Raw genomic sequence first — 15,075 nt, forward strand, 5'->3', positions numbered from 1 at the left:
CTCCGCCCGTGTCCGGGGTGAGATCTGCTCCGGATTACTTGGAGTAGAGCTCGACGATCAGCTGCTCCTGCACCTGGGTGTCGATCACCGGGCGCTCGGGCAGCGAGTGCACGAGGATCCGCAGCTTCGACGGAATCGACTCCAGCCAGGCCGGAACCGTCTTCTCGCCGGCCTCCGCAGCCGCCACCTGGAAGGGGGTCAGGTTACGGGAGGACGCGCGGACCTCGATGATGTCGTTCACGGACACGCGAGCCGACGGGATGTCGGTCTTGCGGCCGTTCACGGCGATGTGGCCGTGCTTGACCAGCTGACGTGCGTGGTCGCGGGACTTGGCGAAGCCGGCCCGGTAGACCACGTTGTCCAGACGGGTTTCGAGGATCCGCAGCAGGTTCTCACCAGTCTTGCCCTGCTGACGGTTGGCCTCGTTGAAATACCCGCGGAACTGCTTCTCAAGAACCCCGTAAATACGAGCGGCCTTCTGCTTCTCACGCTTCTGGAGAAGGTACTCGGAGTCCTTGGTGCGCCCGCGACCGTGCTCACCCGGGGGGTAAGGACGGATCTCGATCGGGCACTTCGCGCTCTCGCACTTGCTCCCCTTGAGGAAGAGCTTCTGCTTCTCCCGACGGCAACGCTTGCAGTCGGCCCCGGTGTAACGCGCCATTATCTACTTGTCTCCTACGTCAGTGGGTCAGACTCGGCGGCGCTTCGGCGGGCGGCAGCCGTTGTGCGGGGTCGGGGTGACGTCCTGGATGGACCCGACCTCGAGGCCGGTGGCCTGGAGCGAGCGGATCGCGGTCTCACGACCGGAACCCGGACCCTTGACGAAGACGTCGACCTTGCGCATGCCGTGCTCCTGCGCGCGACGGGCGGCGTTCTCGGCCGCCATCTGCGCCGCGAACGGCGTCGACTTGCGCGAGCCCTTGAAGCCGACGTGGCCGGCCGAGGCCCAGGAGATCACGTTGCCCGTGGGGTCAGTGATCGACACGATGGTGTTGTTGAACGTGCTCTTGATGTGAGCGTGCCCGTGGGCAACGTTCTTCTTTTCCTTGCGGCGCACCTTCTTGGCGCCCGCCGTACGGCCCTTCGGAGGCATAAATGAACTCTCCCGTGGAGGTGGTCGGTCCTACTGCGCGGACCGCTTCAAAAGCGTCCGGCGTGGACTACTTCTTGCCCGGCTTCTTCTTGCCGGCGATTGCGCGACGCGGACCCTTGCGGGTACGGGCGTTGGTCTTCGTGCGCTGACCGTGGACCGGGAGGCCGCGCCGGTGGCGCAGACCCTCGTAGCAGCCGATCTCGACCTTGCGGCGGATGTCGGCCTGGATCTCCCGGCGGAGGTCACCCTCGACCTGGAGGTTGTTGTCCACGAACTCGCGGATCTTGACCATGTCCTCCTCGGACAGGTCACGAACGCGGGTGTCCGGGTTGATACCGGTCTCACTCAGGGTCTGCTGGGCACGGGTACGACCAATGCCGAAGACGTAGGTGAGGGCGACCTCGACGCGCTTTTCACGCGGGAGATCGACGCCTGCGAGGCGTGCCATTGATGTGGCTCCTGATTGCTCGTCGGAGGTCTTCCACAGCACCGTCCCTTGCGCGTACACGCCGTACGGGCAAGGTCCCCGGCCTCCGACCGGGGGTGTCGTCCCCACCGACATGAAAACCGATCACGGCGGGGGGTCGGGCGTCTGCGTATGTACTTTTCGCTATGCGTCGCGCGAAGAGTGCGAAGTGCGTAGGAAAGGGGTCTGGAAGCTTCAGCCCTGGCGCTGCTTGTGGCGCAGGTTGTCGCAGATGACCATGACCCGGCCGTGGCGGCGGATCACCTTGCACTTGTCGCAGATCTTCTTGACGCTCGGCTTGACCTTCATGGGATTGAGGCTCTCCGGGTCAGGCCGCACCCTCACGGGACCCTCATGGGAGGCGAGGCCGCGGCTCGATCTGTCGGTCTACTTGTAGCGGTAGACGATCCGCCCGCGCGTCAGGTCGTACGGAGAAAGCTCCACTACGACCCGGTCGTCGGGAAGGATACGGATGTAGTGCATCCGCATCTTGCCGCTGATGTGCGCGAGGACCTGGTGCCCGTTCTGGAGCTCCACCTTGAACATCGCGTTCGGGAGAGACTCGACGACGGTGCCCTCGATCTCGATGGCCCCTTGTTTTTTGGCCATGCTCTAGCGCTTCACCTTCCGGGATCGGCTACCTGGGGTGGTCCGGGCATACGGATACACCTGGACCGACGAGCCAGTCTACGCCACAACCACCCGGAAAGACGAATTCGTGGATTCTCCCCGAACTCCAAGATCAATAACCGTCGAACGGCCGGATTCCGGCCAAATCATCACTCGACGTGACCGGACCGGCGCATTCCGCGGCCCGCCGTCACGCGGCGTCACGCCGCCCCCACGACACCCTCGCGGCACCTGCGGGGCCGAGAAGGGGGCGCCCAGCCCAGCGGGTCAGCTCAGCGGGTCAGGGGCCGCCGTCACGCCCAGCTCCGCCAGCTTCGCCTTGCCGCCGTCCGGAGCCGTCAGCACGACGGGCCCCTCCTCGGTCAGCGCGACGGAGTGCTCCCAGTGGCTGGACCAGGTGCCGTCGTTCGTCTTGACCGTCCAGTCGTCCTCGAGGACGTGGGTCTTGGCCGTGCCGAGGCTCACCATGGGCTCGATGGCCAGGCACATCCCGGGCACCAGCTTGGGCCCGCGGCCACGGCGGCGGTCCACGTAGTTCAGCAGGTGCGGGTCCATGTGCATCTGGGAGCCGATGCCGTGGCCGCCGTAGTCCTCGACGATGCCGTACTTGCCGGAGGCGGGGCGCGGCTGGCGGCGGATGTAGCCCTCGATGGCCTTGGAGATGTCGACGAGGCGGTTGCCCTTGCGGACGGCGGCGATGCCCGCCCACATCGACTCCTCCGTCACCCTGCTCAGCTCGTGCAGCTCGGCCGCGTGCCCCTCGCCGACGAAGACCGTCAGCGCCGCGTCGCCGTGCCAGCCGTCGATGATCGCGCCCGCGTCGATGGAGAGCAGATCGCCGGACTTCAGCACGGTCTCGCGGTCCGGGATGCCGTGCACCACGACGTCGTTCACGGAGGTGCAGATGTTGCCGGGGAAGCCGCCGTACCCCAGGAAGTTCGGCTTGGCACCGTGGTCGGCCAGCACCTTGGCCGCGACCTCGTCCAGGTCCTTCGTCGTCGCGCCCGGCACGGCGGCCTCGGCACACGCCTTGTGCATCGCGGCGACCACCAGCCCGGCCGCGCGCATCTTCGCGATCTGCTCGGGGGTCTTGATCTCCACCATGCGGCTGACGCCTTCCTGGACTTTCTGGGACTGACTACGTCGACTTCCGGGCCCCGGCGCCGCTGCCGCGCGACGGCCTGGCCCTGGCACTCCCCCGCGCGCACCCGCGCACGGACGTGCCCCTTACACGATACGGCCGCGGCACCCCGAAGGGCACCGCGACCGTGGCCGGACGGACCGCGCGGCCCCGGAGGGCCGCCGTCTCAGTCCCGTCCCAGAGCGCGCATGGCGCGCTCCGTCACCTCGCCGACCTTGCCCAGCGCGGAGATCGTGGTGACCAGATCCTGCGCCTTGTAGTGGTCGATGATCGGCTCGGTCTCGCTGTGGTAGACCGCGAGGCGCTTGCGCACCGTCTCCTCGCGGTCGTCGTCACGCTGATACAGCTCGCCGCCGCACGCGTCGCACACGCCGTCCTTCTTCGGAGGGCTGTACTCGACGTGGAAGACGTGGCTGCTGTCGCTGCGGCAGATGCGCCGTCCGGCGATCCGCTTCACGACCTCGTCCTCGGGGACCTCCAGGTCGAGAACGGCGTCGAGCTTTGTGCCCTTCTCCTCCAGAAGCGCGTCGAGCGCCTCGGCCTGGGCGATGTTGCGCGGGAAGCCGTCGAGCAGGAAGCCGTCCTCGGCGTCCGGCTCCTCCATGCGGTCGCGCGCCATCCCTATGGTGACCTCGTCCGGTACGAGCTGACCGGCCCGCATGTACTCCTGCGCCTGCTGCCCGAGCGGGGTGCCCTGGCTGATGTTGGCGCGGAAGAGGTCGCCCGTCGAGATGTGCGGGATCGACAGGTTCTTGGCCAGGAACGCCGCCTGCGTTCCCTTACCCGCGCCAGGCGGTCCGACGAGGACGATACGCATCAGCGGAGGAACCCTTCGTAATGGCGCTGCTGAAGCTGGCTCTCGATCTGCTTCACGGTCTCAAGCCCGACACCCACGATGATCAGGATGCTCGTCCCGCCGAACGGGAAGTCCTGCTGAGCGTTGAACATGATCAGCGCGACCGTCGGAACCAGTGCGATCAGACCCAGATAGAGCGACCCCGGCCACGTGATGCGGTTCAGCACGTAGCTCAGGTACTCCGCCGTGGGACGACCTGCCCGGATACCCGGGATGAAGCCACCATACTTCTTCATGTTGTCGGCAACTTCTTCGGGGTTGAAGGAGATGGCGACGTAGAAGAAGGCGAAGAAGACAATCAGCAGGAAATACGTGGCGATGTAGATCGGGTGGTCGCCCTTGACGAAGTGGGCCTGAATCCACTCGGCCCAGCCCGCCTGGGATCCGCTGAACTGAACGATCAGTGCCGGAATGTAGAGCAGCGACGACGCGAAGATGACGGGAATCACACCCGCCTGATTGACCTTCAGCGGGATGTAGGTGGACGTACCACCGTAGCTGCGGCGGCCGATCATGCGCTTCGCGTACTGCACGGGAATCCTGCGCTGTGCCTGCTCGACGAAGACGACGAGCGCCACCATGGCGAGACCGCAGACGATGACGGCGCCGAACTCGATCCAGCCGTCCGCCAGCTTGCCCTGCTTCTTGATGGCCCACAGAGCGCCGGGGAAGCCCGCGGCGATCGAGGTGAACATGAGGATCGACATGCCGTTGCCGATGCCCTTGTCGGTGACCAGTTCACCGAGCCACATGATGAGCGCCGTACCGGCCGTCATCGTGATGACCATGGTGATGGTCGTGAAGATGGACTGATCGGGAATGATCTGGTCGCGCACCTGGCACTGGGGGAAGAGGGAGCCGCTGCGTGCCGTCGCCACCAGGCCGGTCGCCTGGAGGACGGACAGCGCCACGGTGAGATAACGCGTGTACTGCGTGATCTTCCCCTGGCCCGCCTGGCCCTCCTTCTTGAGGGCTTCGAGACGCGGGATGACCACGACGAGCAGCTGAAGGATGATGCTCGCCGTGATGTACGGCATGATGCCGAGCGCGAAGATGGTCAACTGCAACAGCGCACCACCGCTGAACATATTGACCAGCCCGAAGAGCCCCTGGCTTCCTGAGGCCTCCTTCATGCACTGGTTGACGTTCTCAAAGCTGACGCCTGGAACCGGAATGTGTGCCCCGAGCCGGAAGAGCACCATGATGGCCAGCGTGAAGAGCAGCTTCTTGCGCAGGTCGGGCGTCTGAAACGCCCGGGCGAACGCGGTGAGCACGGTGCCTCCTGCGCCCCCCGCGTTCGCTACGCGAGAGGTGACGGTCTTGAGGATCGACAGATATCAACAGTGCACGCCACCTTACCGGCGACCGTGCCCGCCGTGGAACGACTGACCGGGGATGCCCCGTTGGGACATCCCCGGCCTGTCAGTCAACGAACTCAGACAAGTTCGGTGACGGTGCCACCGGCTGCGGTGATCTTCTCCTGCGCGGAGCCGGAGACCTTGTCGACGGTCACCTGCAACGCGACGGAGATCTCGCCGGTGCCGAGCACCTTCACGAGCTCGTTCTTGCGAACAGCGCCCTTGGCGACCAGATCGGCCACCGTGACCTCGCCACCCTCGGGGTAGAGCGCGGCCAGCTTCTCCAGGTTCACCACCTGGAAGTGCTTGTGGGCGGGGTTCCGGAAGCCCTTGAGCTTGGGCAGCCGCATGTGCAGCGGCATCTGCCCGCCCTCGAAGCGCTCCGGCACCTGGTAGCGGGCCTTGGTGCCCTTGGTGCCACGACCAGCGGTCTTGCCCTTGGACGCCTCACCACGACCCACACGGGTCTTGGCGGTCTTGGCGCCAGGAGCCGGCCGGAGGTTGTGGACCTTCAGCGGGTTGTTCTCCGCCATCTCAGTCGACCTCCTCGACCGTGATGAGGTGCCGCACGGTGTGCAGCTGACCCCGGACCACGGGGCTGTCCTCACGCACGGCCACGTCGTTGACGCGCTTCAGACCGAGGGTCCGCAGCGTGTCCCTGTGGTTCTGCTTGGTCCCGATGACGGAACGCGACTGCGTGATCTTCAGGCGAGCCATTACGCACTCACCCCGGCACGCGCCCGCAGCAGAGCGGCGGGTGCAACGTCCTCGAGCGGCAGACCGCGACGGGCGGCGATCTCCTCGGGGCGCTGAAGCCCGCGAAGAGCACCCACCGTGGCGTGCACGATGTTGATCGGGTTCGACGAGCCGAGCGACTTGCTCAGCACGTCGTGGATGCCCGCGCACTCCAGCACGGCACGCACCGGGCCACCGGCGATCACACCGGTACCGGGCGAAGCCGGCTTGAGCAGCACGACGCCCGCGGCTTCCTCACCCTGGATCGGGTGGGGAATCGTGCCCTGGATACGGGGGACCTTGAAGAAGTGCTTCTTGGCCTCCTCAACGCCCTTGGCGATGGCGGCCGGCACCTCCTTGGCCTTGCCGTAACCGACACCCACGGTGCCGTCACCGTCGCCCACCACGACCAGCGCGGTGAAGCTGAAGCGACGACCACCCTTCACTACCTTGGCGACGCGGTTGATCGCGACGACGCGCTCGACGTACGCGGTCTTCTCGGCGGCGGCGCCGCCGTCCCGGCCCTTACGGTCCCGCCGCTCGCCGCCACCGGCGCCGCCACCGCGGCGCTGGGGTCCAGCCATTGGAATTACCTCTCTCGTTTACGTCCGCTAGCTCGGAACCTGGCTCAGAACTTGAGCCCGGCCTCGCGGGCGGCGTCAGCCAGAGCGGCAATCCGCCCTGCGTACTTGTTGCCACCGCGGTCGAACACGACGGCCTCGACACCCGCGGCCTTCGCACGCTCGGCGACCAGCGCGCCGACCTGCTTGGCCTGCTCGCCCTTGCCGGACTCGCCACCGCGGACAGAGCTGTCCAGGTGCGAGGCCGAGGCCAGCGTGTGGCCCGCGACGTCGTCGATGACCTGAGCGGTGATACCGCGGTTCGTGCGCGTCACGACCAGGCGAGGGCGCTCGGGCGTGCCCGAGACCTTCTTGCGGATGCGGATGTGACGGCGCTTGGCGGCGGCGCGCTTGTAGGCGTCGCCCTTAGCGATCTTCACGCCGTATGCCATGGCTACTTACCAGCCTTTCCGACCTTGCGGCGGATGGTCTCGCCCGCGTACTTGACGCCCTTGGCCTTGTACGGGTCGGGCTTCCGCAGCTTGCGGATGTTCGCGGCGACCTCGCCGACCTGCTGCTTGTCGATGCCCTCGACCGAGAACTTGGTCGGCGACTCGACCTTGAAGGAGATGCCTTCCGGCGCCTCAATCAGGATCGGGTGGCTGTAGCCCAGCGAGAACTCCAGGTTGGAGCCCTTGGCCTGGACGCGGTAACCCACACCGCTGATTTCGAGGTCCTTGCTGAATCCCGCGGTCACGCCAGTGATCATGTTCGCCACCAGCGTGCGGGACAGGCCGTGCAGGGCCTTGTTCCGGCTCTCGTCGTTGGGCCGGGTGACGACGATCTCGCCGTCCTCGCCCTTGGCGATCTCGATGGGCGCGGAAACGGTGACCGAGAGGGCGCCCTTGGGGCCCTTCACGTTGACCGTCTGGCCATCGAGGGTGACGTCCACACCGGCGGGAACCTGGATGGGGAGCTTGCCGATTCGCGACATTGCTTTGCCTCCGTTCCCTTCCGTTACCAGACGTAGGCGAGGACTTCCCCACCCACGCCCTTCTTCTGCGCCTGCTTGTCGGTGAGGAGACCGTGCGACGTGGAGATGATCGCCACGCCCAGGCCGCCGAGCACCTTCGGCAGGTTGGTGGACTTTGCGTAGACCCGCAGACCCGGCTTCGAGATCCGCTTGATGCCTGCGATCGAGCGCTCGCGGTTCGGGCCGAACTTCAGCTCCAGAACGAGGCTCTTGCCCACCTGGGCGTCCTCGGTCTTCCAGCCGGTGATGTAGCCCTCCTGCTGGAGGATCTCCGCGATGTGCGACTTGATCTTGCTGTGAGGCATCACGACGGTGTCGTGGTACGCCGAGTTCGCGTTTCGCAGACGCGTCAGCATGTCTGCGATCGGATCGGTCATGGTCATGTGATGGCCTTCGGCCTCTCTCGCCGGGGTTTCCTGTATGCGCCCTCCCTCTCCCCGTGCGAGGACGGGACGGGTGGGGTGCGGGGACCTACGGCGTAGTAAGACGGTCATGGGCGGCGGGCGCCCAACCCCACAAGGCTAAGCCATGCGGGATCGGGCTCCGCGCCGTCCTTGATGCTCTTACCGAGAGTCCTGGCTGGCCCTCCTGCCGCCATCCGGCTCCCGCTCAGGGGCGGTTCACCGGTCGGCGGACGTGGTGCGGAGGGTTACCAGGAGCTCTTGGTCACGCCCGGCAGCTCGCCACGGTGAGCCATCTCACGAAGGCACACGCGGCACAGGCCGAACTTGCGGTAGACAGAGTGCGGACGGCCGCAGCGCTGGCAGCGCGTGTAGCCACGCACCGCGAACTTCGGCTTCCGGCTGGCCTTGGAGATCAGAGCCTTCTTCGCCATGATCAGTTCTCCTTGAACGGGAAGCCGAGGTGACGAAGGAGGGACCGGCCCTCGTCGTCGTTGGACGCCGTCGTGACCACGGTGATGTCCATGCCCCGGACCCGGTCGATCTTGTCCTGGTCGATCTCGTGGAACATGACCTGCTCCGTGAGACCGAAGGTGTAGTTGCCCCTGCCGTCGAACTGCTTCGGCGACAGACCGCGGAAGTCGCGGATGCGCGGCAGCGCGAGCGACAGCAGGCGGTCGAGGAACTCCCACATGCGGTCGCCGCGAAGCGTCACGTGGCAACCGATCGGCTGGCCCTCACGCAGCTTGAACTGCGCGATGGACTTACGGGCCTTGGTCACGGCGGGCTTCTGGCCGGTGATCGTGGTGAGGTCCTTGATGGCACCCTCGATCAGCTTGGAGTCGCGGGCGGCGTCGCCCACACCCATGTTGACCACGATCTTGGTCAGGCCAGGGATCTGCATGACGTTCTCGTACGAGAACTCTTCCTGCAACTTGCCCTGGATCTCGGAGCGGTAGCGCTGCTTGAGGCGCGGGGCTTCAGTGGTGGCAGTCATCAGATGTCCTCACCGGTCCGCTTGGCAACGCGGATCTTGTTGCCGTCCTCGTCGAAGCGGTAACCGACGCGGGTCACGACCTTCGAGCCGTCCTTCTCCACGACGAGCTGAACGTTGCTCACGTGAACGGGGGCCTCGGTCGTCACGATGCCGCCGGTCTTCGAACCACGAGCGGTCTGGCCGGCCTTGGTGTGCTTCTTGACCCGGTTGACACCCTCGACCAGGACGCGGTCCTCGCGGGGGAAGGCCGCGATGACCTTGCCCTGCTTGCCCTTGTCCTTGCCGGTGATGACCTGAACCAGGTCGCCCTTCTTGATCTTCATGGTCACAGCACCTCCGGCGCGAGGGAGATGATCTTCATGAACTTCTTCTCGCGCAGCTCACGGCCCACCGGGCCGAAGATACGGGTGCCGCGGGGGTCGCCATCGTTCTTGAGGATGACGGCCGCGTTCTCGTCGAAGCGGATGTACGAGCCGTCGGGGCGGCGGCGCTCCTTCACGGTGCGCACGATGACAGCCTTGACGATGTCGCCCTTCTTCACGTTCCCGCCCGGGATCGCGTCCTTGACGGTAGCGACAATGACGTCACCGATGCCCGCGTAGCGCCGGCCCGAGCCGCCGAGCACACGGATGGTGAGAATTTCCTTCGCACCCGTGTTGTCGGCGACGCGAAGCCGAGACTCCTGCTGGATCACGTCTATCTCCTGTGTGTCTGCCGGTTCCCCCGGGGCCGGCTCTCAGCGAGCCGGCCCCGGGAGCCTGGCGGAACGAACTCCGAGGGGCCCCCATGTACTTTTCTGGGGCCTCGGAGAATTACTTGGCCTTCTCGAGGATCTCGACGATGCGCCAGCGCTTGGTCGCGGACAGCGGCCGGGTCTCCATGAGGAGGACGCGGTCGCCGACGCCAGCGGCGTTCTGCTCGTCGTGCGCCTTGAGCTTGTTCGTACGGCGGATGACCTTGCCGTACAGCGCGTGCTTGACGCGGTCCTCGACGGCGACGACGACGGTCTTGTCCATCTTGTCGCTGACGACCAGACCCTCGCGGGTCTTGCGGAAGCCGCGCGTCTGCGTCTCCGCGGCGGAGCCGCTGTTGTTTGCAGTAGTCACATTCGTCTCGCTCATCAGGCGCTCTCCACCGTCTCGATGCCCAGCTCGCGCTCACGCATCAGGGTGTAGATCCGGGCGATGTCCTTGCGCACGGCCTTGAGACGGCCGTGGTTCTCAAGCTGTCCGGTCGCCGCCTGGAAGCGGAGATTGAACAGCTCCTCCTTGGACTCGCGGAGCTTGCCGACAAGCTCCTCGTTGCCCAGCTCGCGCAGCTCGGACGCCTTGGTTCCGGCCGCCATCACGACTCACCTGCCTCGCGCCGAACGATCCGGCACTTCATCGGAAGCTTGTGGGCGGCGCGGGTCAGCGCCTCCTTGGCAATCTTCTCGTTCGGGTAGGACAGCTCGAACATCACCCGACCGGGCTTGACGTTCGCGATCCACCACTCCGGCGAACCCTTACCGGAACCCATGCGGGTCTCGGCGGGCTTCTTGGTCAGCGGGCGGTCCGGGTAAATGTTGATCCAGACCTTGCCGCCGCGCTTGATGTGACGGGTCATGGAGATACGAGCTGCCTCGATCTGCCTGTTCGTCACGTAAGCGGCGGTGACGGCCTGGATGCCGTACTCACCGAAAGCAACTTCGGTGCCACCCTTGGCCATGCCCTTGCGCTTCGGGTGGTGCTGCTTGCGGTGCTTGACCCTGCGAGGGATCAGCATTGTGGTCAGGCCTCCGTTCCGGTGCTCTCAGCAGCCGGAGCGGCAGCCGCGTCGGCCTTGGGGGCCTCGGCGGCGGCGGCATTCTGCTGCTGCGGCTTGCGGCCGCGACCGCCACGCTCGCCACCACGACGGGGGCGGTCGTTGCCGCCACCGCGCGACGGGCGGTTGCCCGCACGCGCCGCGGCGTTCTCGGCGCGGACCTCAGCGATGTTCTTGACGTCGCCCTTGTAGATCCAGACCTTCACGCCGATGCGGCCGAAGGTGGTCTTGGCCTCGAAGAAGCCGTAGTCGACGTTCGCGCGGAGCGTGTGCAGGGGCACACGGCCCTCGCGGTAGAACTCCGAGCGAGACATCTCGGCGCCGCCGAGACGGCCGCCGCACTGGATCTTGATGCCCTTGGCCCCGGCCTTCATCGCCGTCTGCATGCTCTTGCGCATGGCGCGACGGAACGAGACACGGGAGGAGAGCTGCTCGGCGACCGCCTGGGCCACGAGCTGCGCGTCCGTCTCGGGGTTCTTGACCTCGAGGATGTTGAACTGGATCTGCTTGCCGGTCAGCTTCTCCAGGTTGCCCCGGAGACGGTCGGCCTCCGCGCCGCGGCGGCCGATGACGATGCCCGGCCGGGCGGTGTGGACGTCGACGCGGACGCGGTCACGCGTGCGCTCGATCTCCACCTTGGAGATGCCGGCCCGCTCCATGCCCTGCGTGAGCATCTTGCGGATCGCGACGTCTTCCTTGACGTAGTCCTTGTACAGCTTGTCGGCGTACCACCGCGACTTGAAGTCGGTGGTGATGCCGAGCCGGAACCCGTGCGGGTTTACCTTCTGGCCCATTACCGGGTTCCTTCCTTGCTGCTCACGACCACGGTGATGTGGCTCGTCCGCTTGCGGATCCGGTAGGCGCGGCCCTGGGCGCGCGGCCGGAACCGCTTCAGGGTCGGGCCCTCGTCGACGTACGCCTCGGAGATGTAGAGGCTGTCGGCGTCCGTGTGGTCGTAGTTGTGCGCGGCGTTGGCGATGGCGCTGTCCAGCACCTTGCCCACCGGCACGCTCGCGGCCTGCGGGGCGAAACGCAGGACCGCCTGAGCCTCCGTGGCAGCCATGCCACGGACGAGGTCCACCACCCGGCGGGCCTTCATGGGCGTGACACGCACGTAGCGCGCCTGGGCCCTGGCTTCCATGGTTGTCCCTTCGGTGTCAGTCATGTCTTCACACCCCGCCCATCAACGACGACGCGACTTGCGGTCGTCCTTGACGTGGCCGCGGAAGGTGCGGGTCGGCGCAAACTCGCCGAGCTTGTGGCCGACCATCGACTCGGTGATGAACACCGGGACGTGCTTACGGCCGTCGTGCACCGCGATCGTGTGGCCCAGCATCGCCGGGACGATCATCGAGCGGCGAGACCAGGTCTTGATGACGTTCTTGGTGCCCGCTTCGTTCTGCGCTTCCACCTTCTTCATGAGGTGGGCGTCTACGAAGGGCCCCTTCTTGAGACTGCGCGGCATCGAAAACCCCGCCTCCTAGCGCTTCTTGTTCGTCTTGCGGCGGCGGACGATGTACTTGTTGCTGGCCTTCTTCGGCGAGCGCGTACGGCCTTCCTTCTGGCCCCACGGCGACACCGGGTGACGGCCACCAGAGGTACGACCCTCACCACCACCGTGCGGGTGGTCGATCGGGTTCATCACGACACCGCGAACGGTCGGGCGGACGCCCTTCCAGCGCATGCGGCCGGCCTTGCCCCAGTTGATGTTCGACTGCTCGGCGTTGCCGACCTCGCCGACAGTGGCGCGGCAGCGGACGTCGACCAGGCGGATCTCACCGGACGGCATGCGCAGGTGGGCCATGCGGCCCTCCTTGGCCAGGAGCTGCACGGACGCACCGGCGGAGCGGGCGAACTTCGCGCCGCCGCCGGGCCGCAGCTCGATGGCGTGGATGGTCGTACCGACCGGGATGTAGCGCAGCGGCAGGTTGTTCCCCGGCTTGATGTCGGCGCCCTGGCCGTTCTCGATCCGGTGGCCCTGCTCGATGCCGCGCGGCGCGAGGATGTAGCGCTTCTCGCCGTCGGCGTAGTGCAGGAGCGCGATGCGCGCGGTGCGGTTGGGGTCGTACTCGATGTGCGCGACCTTCGCCGGCACGCCGTCCTTGTCGTGCCGACGGAAGTCGATCACGCGGTAGGCGCGCTTGTGCCCACCACCCTGGTGGCGAGCGGTCACACGACCGGCGTTGTTACGGCCGCCCTTGCTGTGCAGCGGGCGGACCAGCGACTTCTCCGGCGTGGACCGCGTGACCTCGACGAAGTCGGCGACGCTGGAGCCACGACGGCCCGGAGTCGTCGGCTTGTACTTGCGGATACCCATTTCTCAGTCCTCGTCCGATATCGGACGGCTCCTGTCTCCGTTAGGAGACGGGGCCGCCGAAGATGTCGATACGGTCGCCCTCAGCGAGGGTCACGATGGCGCGCTTCGAGTCGGCGCGCTTCCCGTAACCGGTGCGGGTGCGCTTGCGCTTGCCCTGCCGGTTGATCGTGTTGACCCCGGTGACCTTGACCGAGAAGACCGCCTCGACGGCCTGCTTGATCTGGGTCTTGTTCGCGCGCGGATCGACGATGAACGTGTACTTGTTCTCGTCCAGCAGCGCGTAGCTCTTCTCCGAGACCACCGGCTTGATCAGAAGGTCACGGGGGTCCGTGAACGTCTTGCTGGTGACCTCGGCGACAGTCTGCTCGCTCATCAGGCGTCGCTCCCTTCGAGCTCAGCCCCGGCCTGCTTCGGGCCGGTCACGAAGGACTCGAAGGCGGCCTTCGTGAAGACCACGTCGTCGGAGACGAGCACGTCGTACGTGTTGAGCTGCCCCGGCTCCAGGATGTGCACCTGGGGCAGGTTGCGGGCGGAGAGCCACGCGGCCTCGTCGGCGCGCTCGGCGACCAGCAGCACGTGCTTGCGCTCGCTGATCTTGCCCAGCAGCGTCTTCGCCGCCTTCGTGGAGACCTCGCCCTCGACCACGCCGGAGACGACGTGGACTCGGTCGTGACGGGCCCGGTCCGAGAGGGCACCGCGCAGTGCGGCGGCCTTCATCTTCTTCGGGGTCCGCTGCGAGTAGTCACGCGGCTGCGGGCCGTGGACGACGCCACCGCCGGCGAACTGCGGAGCGCGGACCGAACCCTGACGGGCGCGGCCGGTGCCCTTCTGGCGGTACGGCTTCTTGCCACCGCCGCGGACCTCGCCGCGAGTCTTGGTCTTGTGCGTGCCCTGACGGGCAGCGGCCAGCTGCGCGACAACGACCTGGTGGATCAGCGGAACGCTGACCTGCACGTCGAAGATCTCCGAGGGGAGCTCGACGGTCCCGGCCTTGTCGCCTGCCGGCGAAAGGATGTCAATGGTGCTCATCGGTTACCTCAGGCCCCCTTGGCCGCGGTACGGACCAGGACGAGGCCGCCGTTCGGACCGGGGACTGCGCCCTTGATGAGCAGCAGGCCCTTCTCCGCGTCAACGGCATGGACGGTCAGGTTCTGGGTGGTGACCCGCTCATTGCCCATACGGCCAGCCATGCGGGTGCCCTTGAAGACGCGGCCCGGGGTGGCGCAGCCACCGATGGCGCCCGGCTTGCGGTGCACGCGGTGGGCACCGTGCGATGCCTTGCCGCCGTGGAAGCCGTGCCGCTTCATGCCACCTGCGAAGCCCTTGCCCTTGGACTTTCCGGTGACGTCGACCTTGCCGCCTGCCTCGAAGGTGTCGGCGCTGACTTCCTGGCCGAGCGTGTACTCGCTGGCGTCGGAGGTGCGCAGCTCCACCAGGTGGCGGCGCGGGGTGACGTCGGCCTTGGCGAAGTGGCCCTTGAGGGGCTTGTTCACCTTGCGCGGGTCGATCTCGCCGAAGGCGATCTGAACGGCCTCGTAGCCGTCCTTGTCTGCGGTGCGGACCTGGGTGACGACATTGGGTCCGGCCTTGACTACGGTCACGGGGACAACGCGGTTGTTGTCGTCCCAGACCTGGGTCATGCCGAGCTTCTCGCCCAGGACGCCCTTGATCTGCTTAGCCATCTT

28 protein-coding genes are annotated in these 15,075 nt (G+C 66.6%); all 28 read right to left on the minus strand.

Annotation, left to right across the window (positions count from 1 at the left end):
- Positions 1-34: 34 nt before the first annotated feature.
- Complete coding sequence (gene rpsD / locus ACWGJ2_RS16395; protein ID WP_453346775.1) at positions 35-661, minus strand: 30S ribosomal protein S4; 627 nt, start codon at positions 659-661, stop codon at positions 35-37.
- A 27-nt stretch (positions 662-688) separates the two neighbouring features.
- On the minus strand, positions 689-1,093 hold the full coding sequence (rpsK, locus tag ACWGJ2_RS16400; protein ID WP_016473404.1) for a 30S ribosomal protein S11: 405 nt from the start codon (positions 1,091-1,093) through the stop codon (positions 689-691).
- 67 nt (positions 1,094-1,160) lie between these two features.
- Positions 1,161-1,541, minus strand: coding sequence for a 30S ribosomal protein S13 (gene rpsM / locus ACWGJ2_RS16405; RefSeq protein WP_453346776.1), 381 nt, complete (start codon positions 1,539-1,541; stop codon positions 1,161-1,163).
- Positions 1,542-1,754: 213 nt separating this feature from the next.
- The gene (rpmJ, locus tag ACWGJ2_RS16410) at positions 1,755-1,868 is read right to left on the minus strand and encodes a 50S ribosomal protein L36 (protein ID WP_003956441.1); all 114 of its coding nucleotides are present in this window, start codon (positions 1,866-1,868) and stop codon (positions 1,755-1,757) included.
- Positions 1,869-1,946: 78 nt separating this feature from the next.
- On the minus strand, positions 1,947-2,168 hold the full coding sequence (gene infA, locus ACWGJ2_RS16415) for a translation initiation factor IF-1 (protein WP_003948620.1): 222 nt from the start codon (positions 2,166-2,168) through the stop codon (positions 1,947-1,949).
- A gap of 288 nt (positions 2,169-2,456) precedes the next feature.
- The gene (map, locus tag ACWGJ2_RS16420; RefSeq protein WP_453346777.1) at positions 2,457-3,293 is read right to left on the minus strand and encodes a type I methionyl aminopeptidase; all 837 of its coding nucleotides are present in this window, start codon (positions 3,291-3,293) and stop codon (positions 2,457-2,459) included.
- Between the two features lie 203 nt (positions 3,294-3,496).
- Entirely contained in the window at positions 3,497-4,147 is a 651-nt protein-coding gene (locus ACWGJ2_RS16425; protein WP_453346778.1) for an adenylate kinase, read from the minus strand.
- The gene (gene secY, locus ACWGJ2_RS16430) at positions 4,147-5,460 is read right to left on the minus strand and encodes a preprotein translocase subunit SecY (protein WP_453346779.1); all 1,314 of its coding nucleotides are present in this window, start codon (positions 5,458-5,460) and stop codon (positions 4,147-4,149) included. The genes ACWGJ2_RS16425 and secY overlap by 1 nt, the downstream gene beginning before the upstream one ends.
- A 161-nt stretch (positions 5,461-5,621) precedes the next feature.
- Positions 5,622-6,077, minus strand: a complete 456-nt coding sequence (gene rplO, locus ACWGJ2_RS16435; RefSeq protein ID WP_453346780.1) for a 50S ribosomal protein L15 — start codon at positions 6,075-6,077, stop codon at positions 5,622-5,624.
- A gap of 1 nt (position 6,078) precedes the next feature.
- Positions 6,079-6,261: a 50S ribosomal protein L30 gene (rpmD, locus tag ACWGJ2_RS16440; RefSeq protein WP_453346781.1), complete on the minus strand. Its 183-nt coding sequence runs from the start codon at positions 6,259-6,261 to the stop codon at positions 6,079-6,081.
- Complete coding sequence (gene rpsE / locus ACWGJ2_RS16445; RefSeq protein WP_453346782.1) at positions 6,261-6,863, minus strand: 30S ribosomal protein S5; 603 nt, start codon at positions 6,861-6,863, stop codon at positions 6,261-6,263. The genes rpmD and rpsE overlap by 1 nt, the downstream gene beginning before the upstream one ends.
- A gap of 44 nt (positions 6,864-6,907) precedes the next feature.
- Positions 6,908-7,291 carry a 50S ribosomal protein L18 gene (gene rplR, locus ACWGJ2_RS16450; protein ID WP_453346783.1) on the minus strand — a complete coding sequence of 128 codons (384 nt, stop codon included), beginning with the start codon at positions 7,289-7,291 and terminating at the stop codon, positions 6,908-6,910.
- Between the two features lie 2 nt (positions 7,292-7,293).
- Entirely contained in the window at positions 7,294-7,833 is a 540-nt protein-coding gene (rplF, locus tag ACWGJ2_RS16455) for a 50S ribosomal protein L6 (RefSeq protein ID WP_453346784.1), read from the minus strand.
- A 23-nt stretch (positions 7,834-7,856) separates the two neighbouring features.
- On the minus strand, positions 7,857-8,255 hold the full coding sequence (gene rpsH / locus ACWGJ2_RS16460; protein ID WP_453346785.1) for a 30S ribosomal protein S8: 399 nt from the start codon (positions 8,253-8,255) through the stop codon (positions 7,857-7,859).
- Positions 8,256-8,521: 266 nt separating this feature from the next.
- Complete coding sequence (locus tag ACWGJ2_RS16465; RefSeq protein WP_208876095.1) at positions 8,522-8,707, minus strand: type Z 30S ribosomal protein S14; 186 nt, start codon at positions 8,705-8,707, stop codon at positions 8,522-8,524.
- A 2-nt stretch (positions 8,708-8,709) separates the two neighbouring features.
- Positions 8,710-9,270: a 50S ribosomal protein L5 gene (rplE, locus tag ACWGJ2_RS16470; protein ID WP_453346786.1), complete on the minus strand. Its 561-nt coding sequence runs from the start codon at positions 9,268-9,270 to the stop codon at positions 8,710-8,712.
- Positions 9,270-9,593, minus strand: a complete 324-nt coding sequence (rplX, locus tag ACWGJ2_RS16475; RefSeq protein ID WP_453346787.1) for a 50S ribosomal protein L24 — start codon at positions 9,591-9,593, stop codon at positions 9,270-9,272. The genes rplE and rplX overlap by 1 nt, the downstream gene beginning before the upstream one ends.
- A gap of 2 nt (positions 9,594-9,595) precedes the next feature.
- On the minus strand, positions 9,596-9,964 hold the full coding sequence (gene rplN / locus ACWGJ2_RS16480) for a 50S ribosomal protein L14 (RefSeq protein ID WP_016473418.1): 369 nt from the start codon (positions 9,962-9,964) through the stop codon (positions 9,596-9,598).
- Between the two features lie 118 nt (positions 9,965-10,082).
- The gene (rpsQ, locus tag ACWGJ2_RS16485; protein ID WP_453346788.1) at positions 10,083-10,391 is read right to left on the minus strand and encodes a 30S ribosomal protein S17; all 309 of its coding nucleotides are present in this window, start codon (positions 10,389-10,391) and stop codon (positions 10,083-10,085) included.
- Positions 10,391-10,615: a 50S ribosomal protein L29 gene (gene rpmC / locus ACWGJ2_RS16490; protein ID WP_345748018.1), complete on the minus strand. Its 225-nt coding sequence runs from the start codon at positions 10,613-10,615 to the stop codon at positions 10,391-10,393. The genes rpsQ and rpmC overlap by 1 nt, the downstream gene beginning before the upstream one ends.
- Positions 10,615-11,034 (minus strand): 50S ribosomal protein L16, encoded by a 420-nt coding sequence (gene rplP / locus ACWGJ2_RS16495; RefSeq protein WP_453346789.1) that lies wholly within the window; start codon positions 11,032-11,034, stop codon positions 10,615-10,617. Before rplP ends, rpmC begins: the two co-directional genes overlap by 1 nt.
- A gap of 5 nt (positions 11,035-11,039) precedes the next feature.
- A complete protein-coding gene (gene rpsC, locus ACWGJ2_RS16500; RefSeq protein WP_453346790.1) occupies positions 11,040-11,867 on the minus strand; it encodes a 30S ribosomal protein S3 in 828 nt (275 codons plus the stop codon).
- Entirely contained in the window at positions 11,867-12,214 is a 348-nt protein-coding gene (rplV, locus tag ACWGJ2_RS16505; RefSeq protein WP_453346891.1) for a 50S ribosomal protein L22, read from the minus strand. The genes rpsC and rplV overlap by 1 nt, the downstream gene beginning before the upstream one ends.
- A 42-nt stretch (positions 12,215-12,256) precedes the next feature.
- Positions 12,257-12,538 carry a 30S ribosomal protein S19 gene (gene rpsS / locus ACWGJ2_RS16510; protein WP_453346791.1) on the minus strand — a complete coding sequence of 94 codons (282 nt, stop codon included), beginning with the start codon at positions 12,536-12,538 and terminating at the stop codon, positions 12,257-12,259.
- Between the two features lie 15 nt (positions 12,539-12,553).
- Complete coding sequence (gene rplB / locus ACWGJ2_RS16515; RefSeq protein WP_453346792.1) at positions 12,554-13,390, minus strand: 50S ribosomal protein L2; 837 nt, start codon at positions 13,388-13,390, stop codon at positions 12,554-12,556.
- A gap of 40 nt (positions 13,391-13,430) precedes the next feature.
- On the minus strand, positions 13,431-13,763 hold the full coding sequence (gene rplW / locus ACWGJ2_RS16520; RefSeq protein WP_453346793.1) for a 50S ribosomal protein L23: 333 nt from the start codon (positions 13,761-13,763) through the stop codon (positions 13,431-13,433).
- Complete coding sequence (rplD, locus tag ACWGJ2_RS16525; RefSeq protein ID WP_453346794.1) at positions 13,763-14,419, minus strand: 50S ribosomal protein L4; 657 nt, start codon at positions 14,417-14,419, stop codon at positions 13,763-13,765. Before rplD ends, rplW begins: the two co-directional genes overlap by 1 nt.
- 8 nt (positions 14,420-14,427) lie before the next feature.
- The gene (rplC, locus tag ACWGJ2_RS16530; protein WP_453346795.1) at positions 14,428-15,072 is read right to left on the minus strand and encodes a 50S ribosomal protein L3; all 645 of its coding nucleotides are present in this window, start codon (positions 15,070-15,072) and stop codon (positions 14,428-14,430) included.
- Positions 15,073-15,075 lie beyond the last annotated feature (3 nt).

It is taken from the genome of Streptomyces sp. NPDC054796, from assembly GCF_053611545.1.

Bases quoted from the DNA above. Each gene is read 5' to 3' on its own strand.
- rplB (WP_453346792.1), bottom strand. From the start codon at position 13,390: ATGGGTATCCGCAAGTACAAGCCGACGACTCCGGGCCGTCGTGGCTCC.
- rplW (WP_453346793.1), bottom strand. From the start codon at position 13,763: ATGAGCGAGCAGACTGTCGCCGAGGTCACCAGCAAGACGTTCACGGAC.
- rplR (WP_453346783.1), bottom strand. From the start codon at position 7,291: ATGGCATACGGCGTGAAGATCGCTAAGGGCGACGCCTACAAGCGCGCC.
- rpsK (WP_016473404.1), bottom strand. From the start codon at position 1,093: ATGCCTCCGAAGGGCCGTACGGCGGGCGCCAAGAAGGTGCGCCGCAAG.
- rpsS (WP_453346791.1), bottom strand. From the start codon at position 12,538: ATGCCGCGCAGTCTCAAGAAGGGGCCCTTCGTAGACGCCCACCTCATG.
- rplE (WP_453346786.1), bottom strand. From the start codon at position 9,270: ATGACTGCCACCACTGAAGCCCCGCGCCTCAAGCAGCGCTACCGCTCC.
- rpsE (WP_453346782.1), bottom strand. From the start codon at position 6,863: ATGGCTGGACCCCAGCGCCGCGGTGGCGGCGCCGGTGGCGGCGAGCGG.
- rpmD (WP_453346781.1), bottom strand. From the start codon at position 6,261: ATGGCTCGCCTGAAGATCACGCAGTCGCGTTCCGTCATCGGGACCAAG.
- rplD (WP_453346794.1), bottom strand. From the start codon at position 14,419: ATGAGCACCATTGACATCCTTTCGCCGGCAGGCGACAAGGCCGGGACC.
- rpmC (WP_345748018.1), bottom strand. From the start codon at position 10,615: ATGGCGGCCGGAACCAAGGCGTCCGAGCTGCGCGAGCTGGGCAACGAG.
- rpsM (WP_453346776.1), bottom strand. From the start codon at position 1,541: ATGGCACGCCTCGCAGGCGTCGATCTCCCGCGTGAAAAGCGCGTCGAG.
- rpsD (WP_453346775.1), bottom strand. From the start codon at position 661: ATGGCGCGTTACACCGGGGCCGACTGCAAGCGTTGCCGTCGGGAGAAG.
- rpsQ (WP_453346788.1), bottom strand. From the start codon at position 10,391: ATGAGCGAGACGAATGTGACTACTGCAAACAACAGCGGCTCCGCCGCG.
- rplX (WP_453346787.1), bottom strand. From the start codon at position 9,593: ATGAAGATCAAGAAGGGCGACCTGGTTCAGGTCATCACCGGCAAGGAC.
- rplC (WP_453346795.1), bottom strand. From the start codon at position 15,072: ATGGCTAAGCAGATCAAGGGCGTCCTGGGCGAGAAGCTCGGCATGACC.
- infA (WP_003948620.1), bottom strand. From the start codon at position 2,168: ATGGCCAAAAAACAAGGGGCCATCGAGATCGAGGGCACCGTCGTCGAG.
- rplO (WP_453346780.1), bottom strand. From the start codon at position 6,077: ATGGCGGAGAACAACCCGCTGAAGGTCCACAACCTCCGGCCGGCTCCT.
- rplF (WP_453346784.1), bottom strand. From the start codon at position 7,833: ATGTCGCGAATCGGCAAGCTCCCCATCCAGGTTCCCGCCGGTGTGGAC.
- rpmJ (WP_003956441.1), bottom strand. From the start codon at position 1,868: ATGAAGGTCAAGCCGAGCGTCAAGAAGATCTGCGACAAGTGCAAGGTG.
- rpsC (WP_453346790.1), bottom strand. From the start codon at position 11,867: ATGGGCCAGAAGGTAAACCCGCACGGGTTCCGGCTCGGCATCACCACC.
- ACWGJ2_RS16465 (WP_208876095.1), bottom strand. From the start codon at position 8,707: ATGGCGAAGAAGGCTCTGATCTCCAAGGCCAGCCGGAAGCCGAAGTTC.
- rpsH (WP_453346785.1), bottom strand. From the start codon at position 8,255: ATGACCATGACCGATCCGATCGCAGACATGCTGACGCGTCTGCGAAAC.
- map (WP_453346777.1), bottom strand. From the start codon at position 3,293: ATGGTGGAGATCAAGACCCCCGAGCAGATCGCGAAGATGCGCGCGGCC.
- ACWGJ2_RS16425 (WP_453346778.1), bottom strand. From the start codon at position 4,147: ATGCGTATCGTCCTCGTCGGACCGCCTGGCGCGGGTAAGGGAACGCAG.
- rplP (WP_453346789.1), bottom strand. From the start codon at position 11,034: ATGCTGATCCCTCGCAGGGTCAAGCACCGCAAGCAGCACCACCCGAAG.
- rplV (WP_453346891.1), bottom strand. From the start codon at position 12,214: ATGGAAGCCAGGGCCCAGGCGCGCTACGTGCGTGTCACGCCCATGAAG.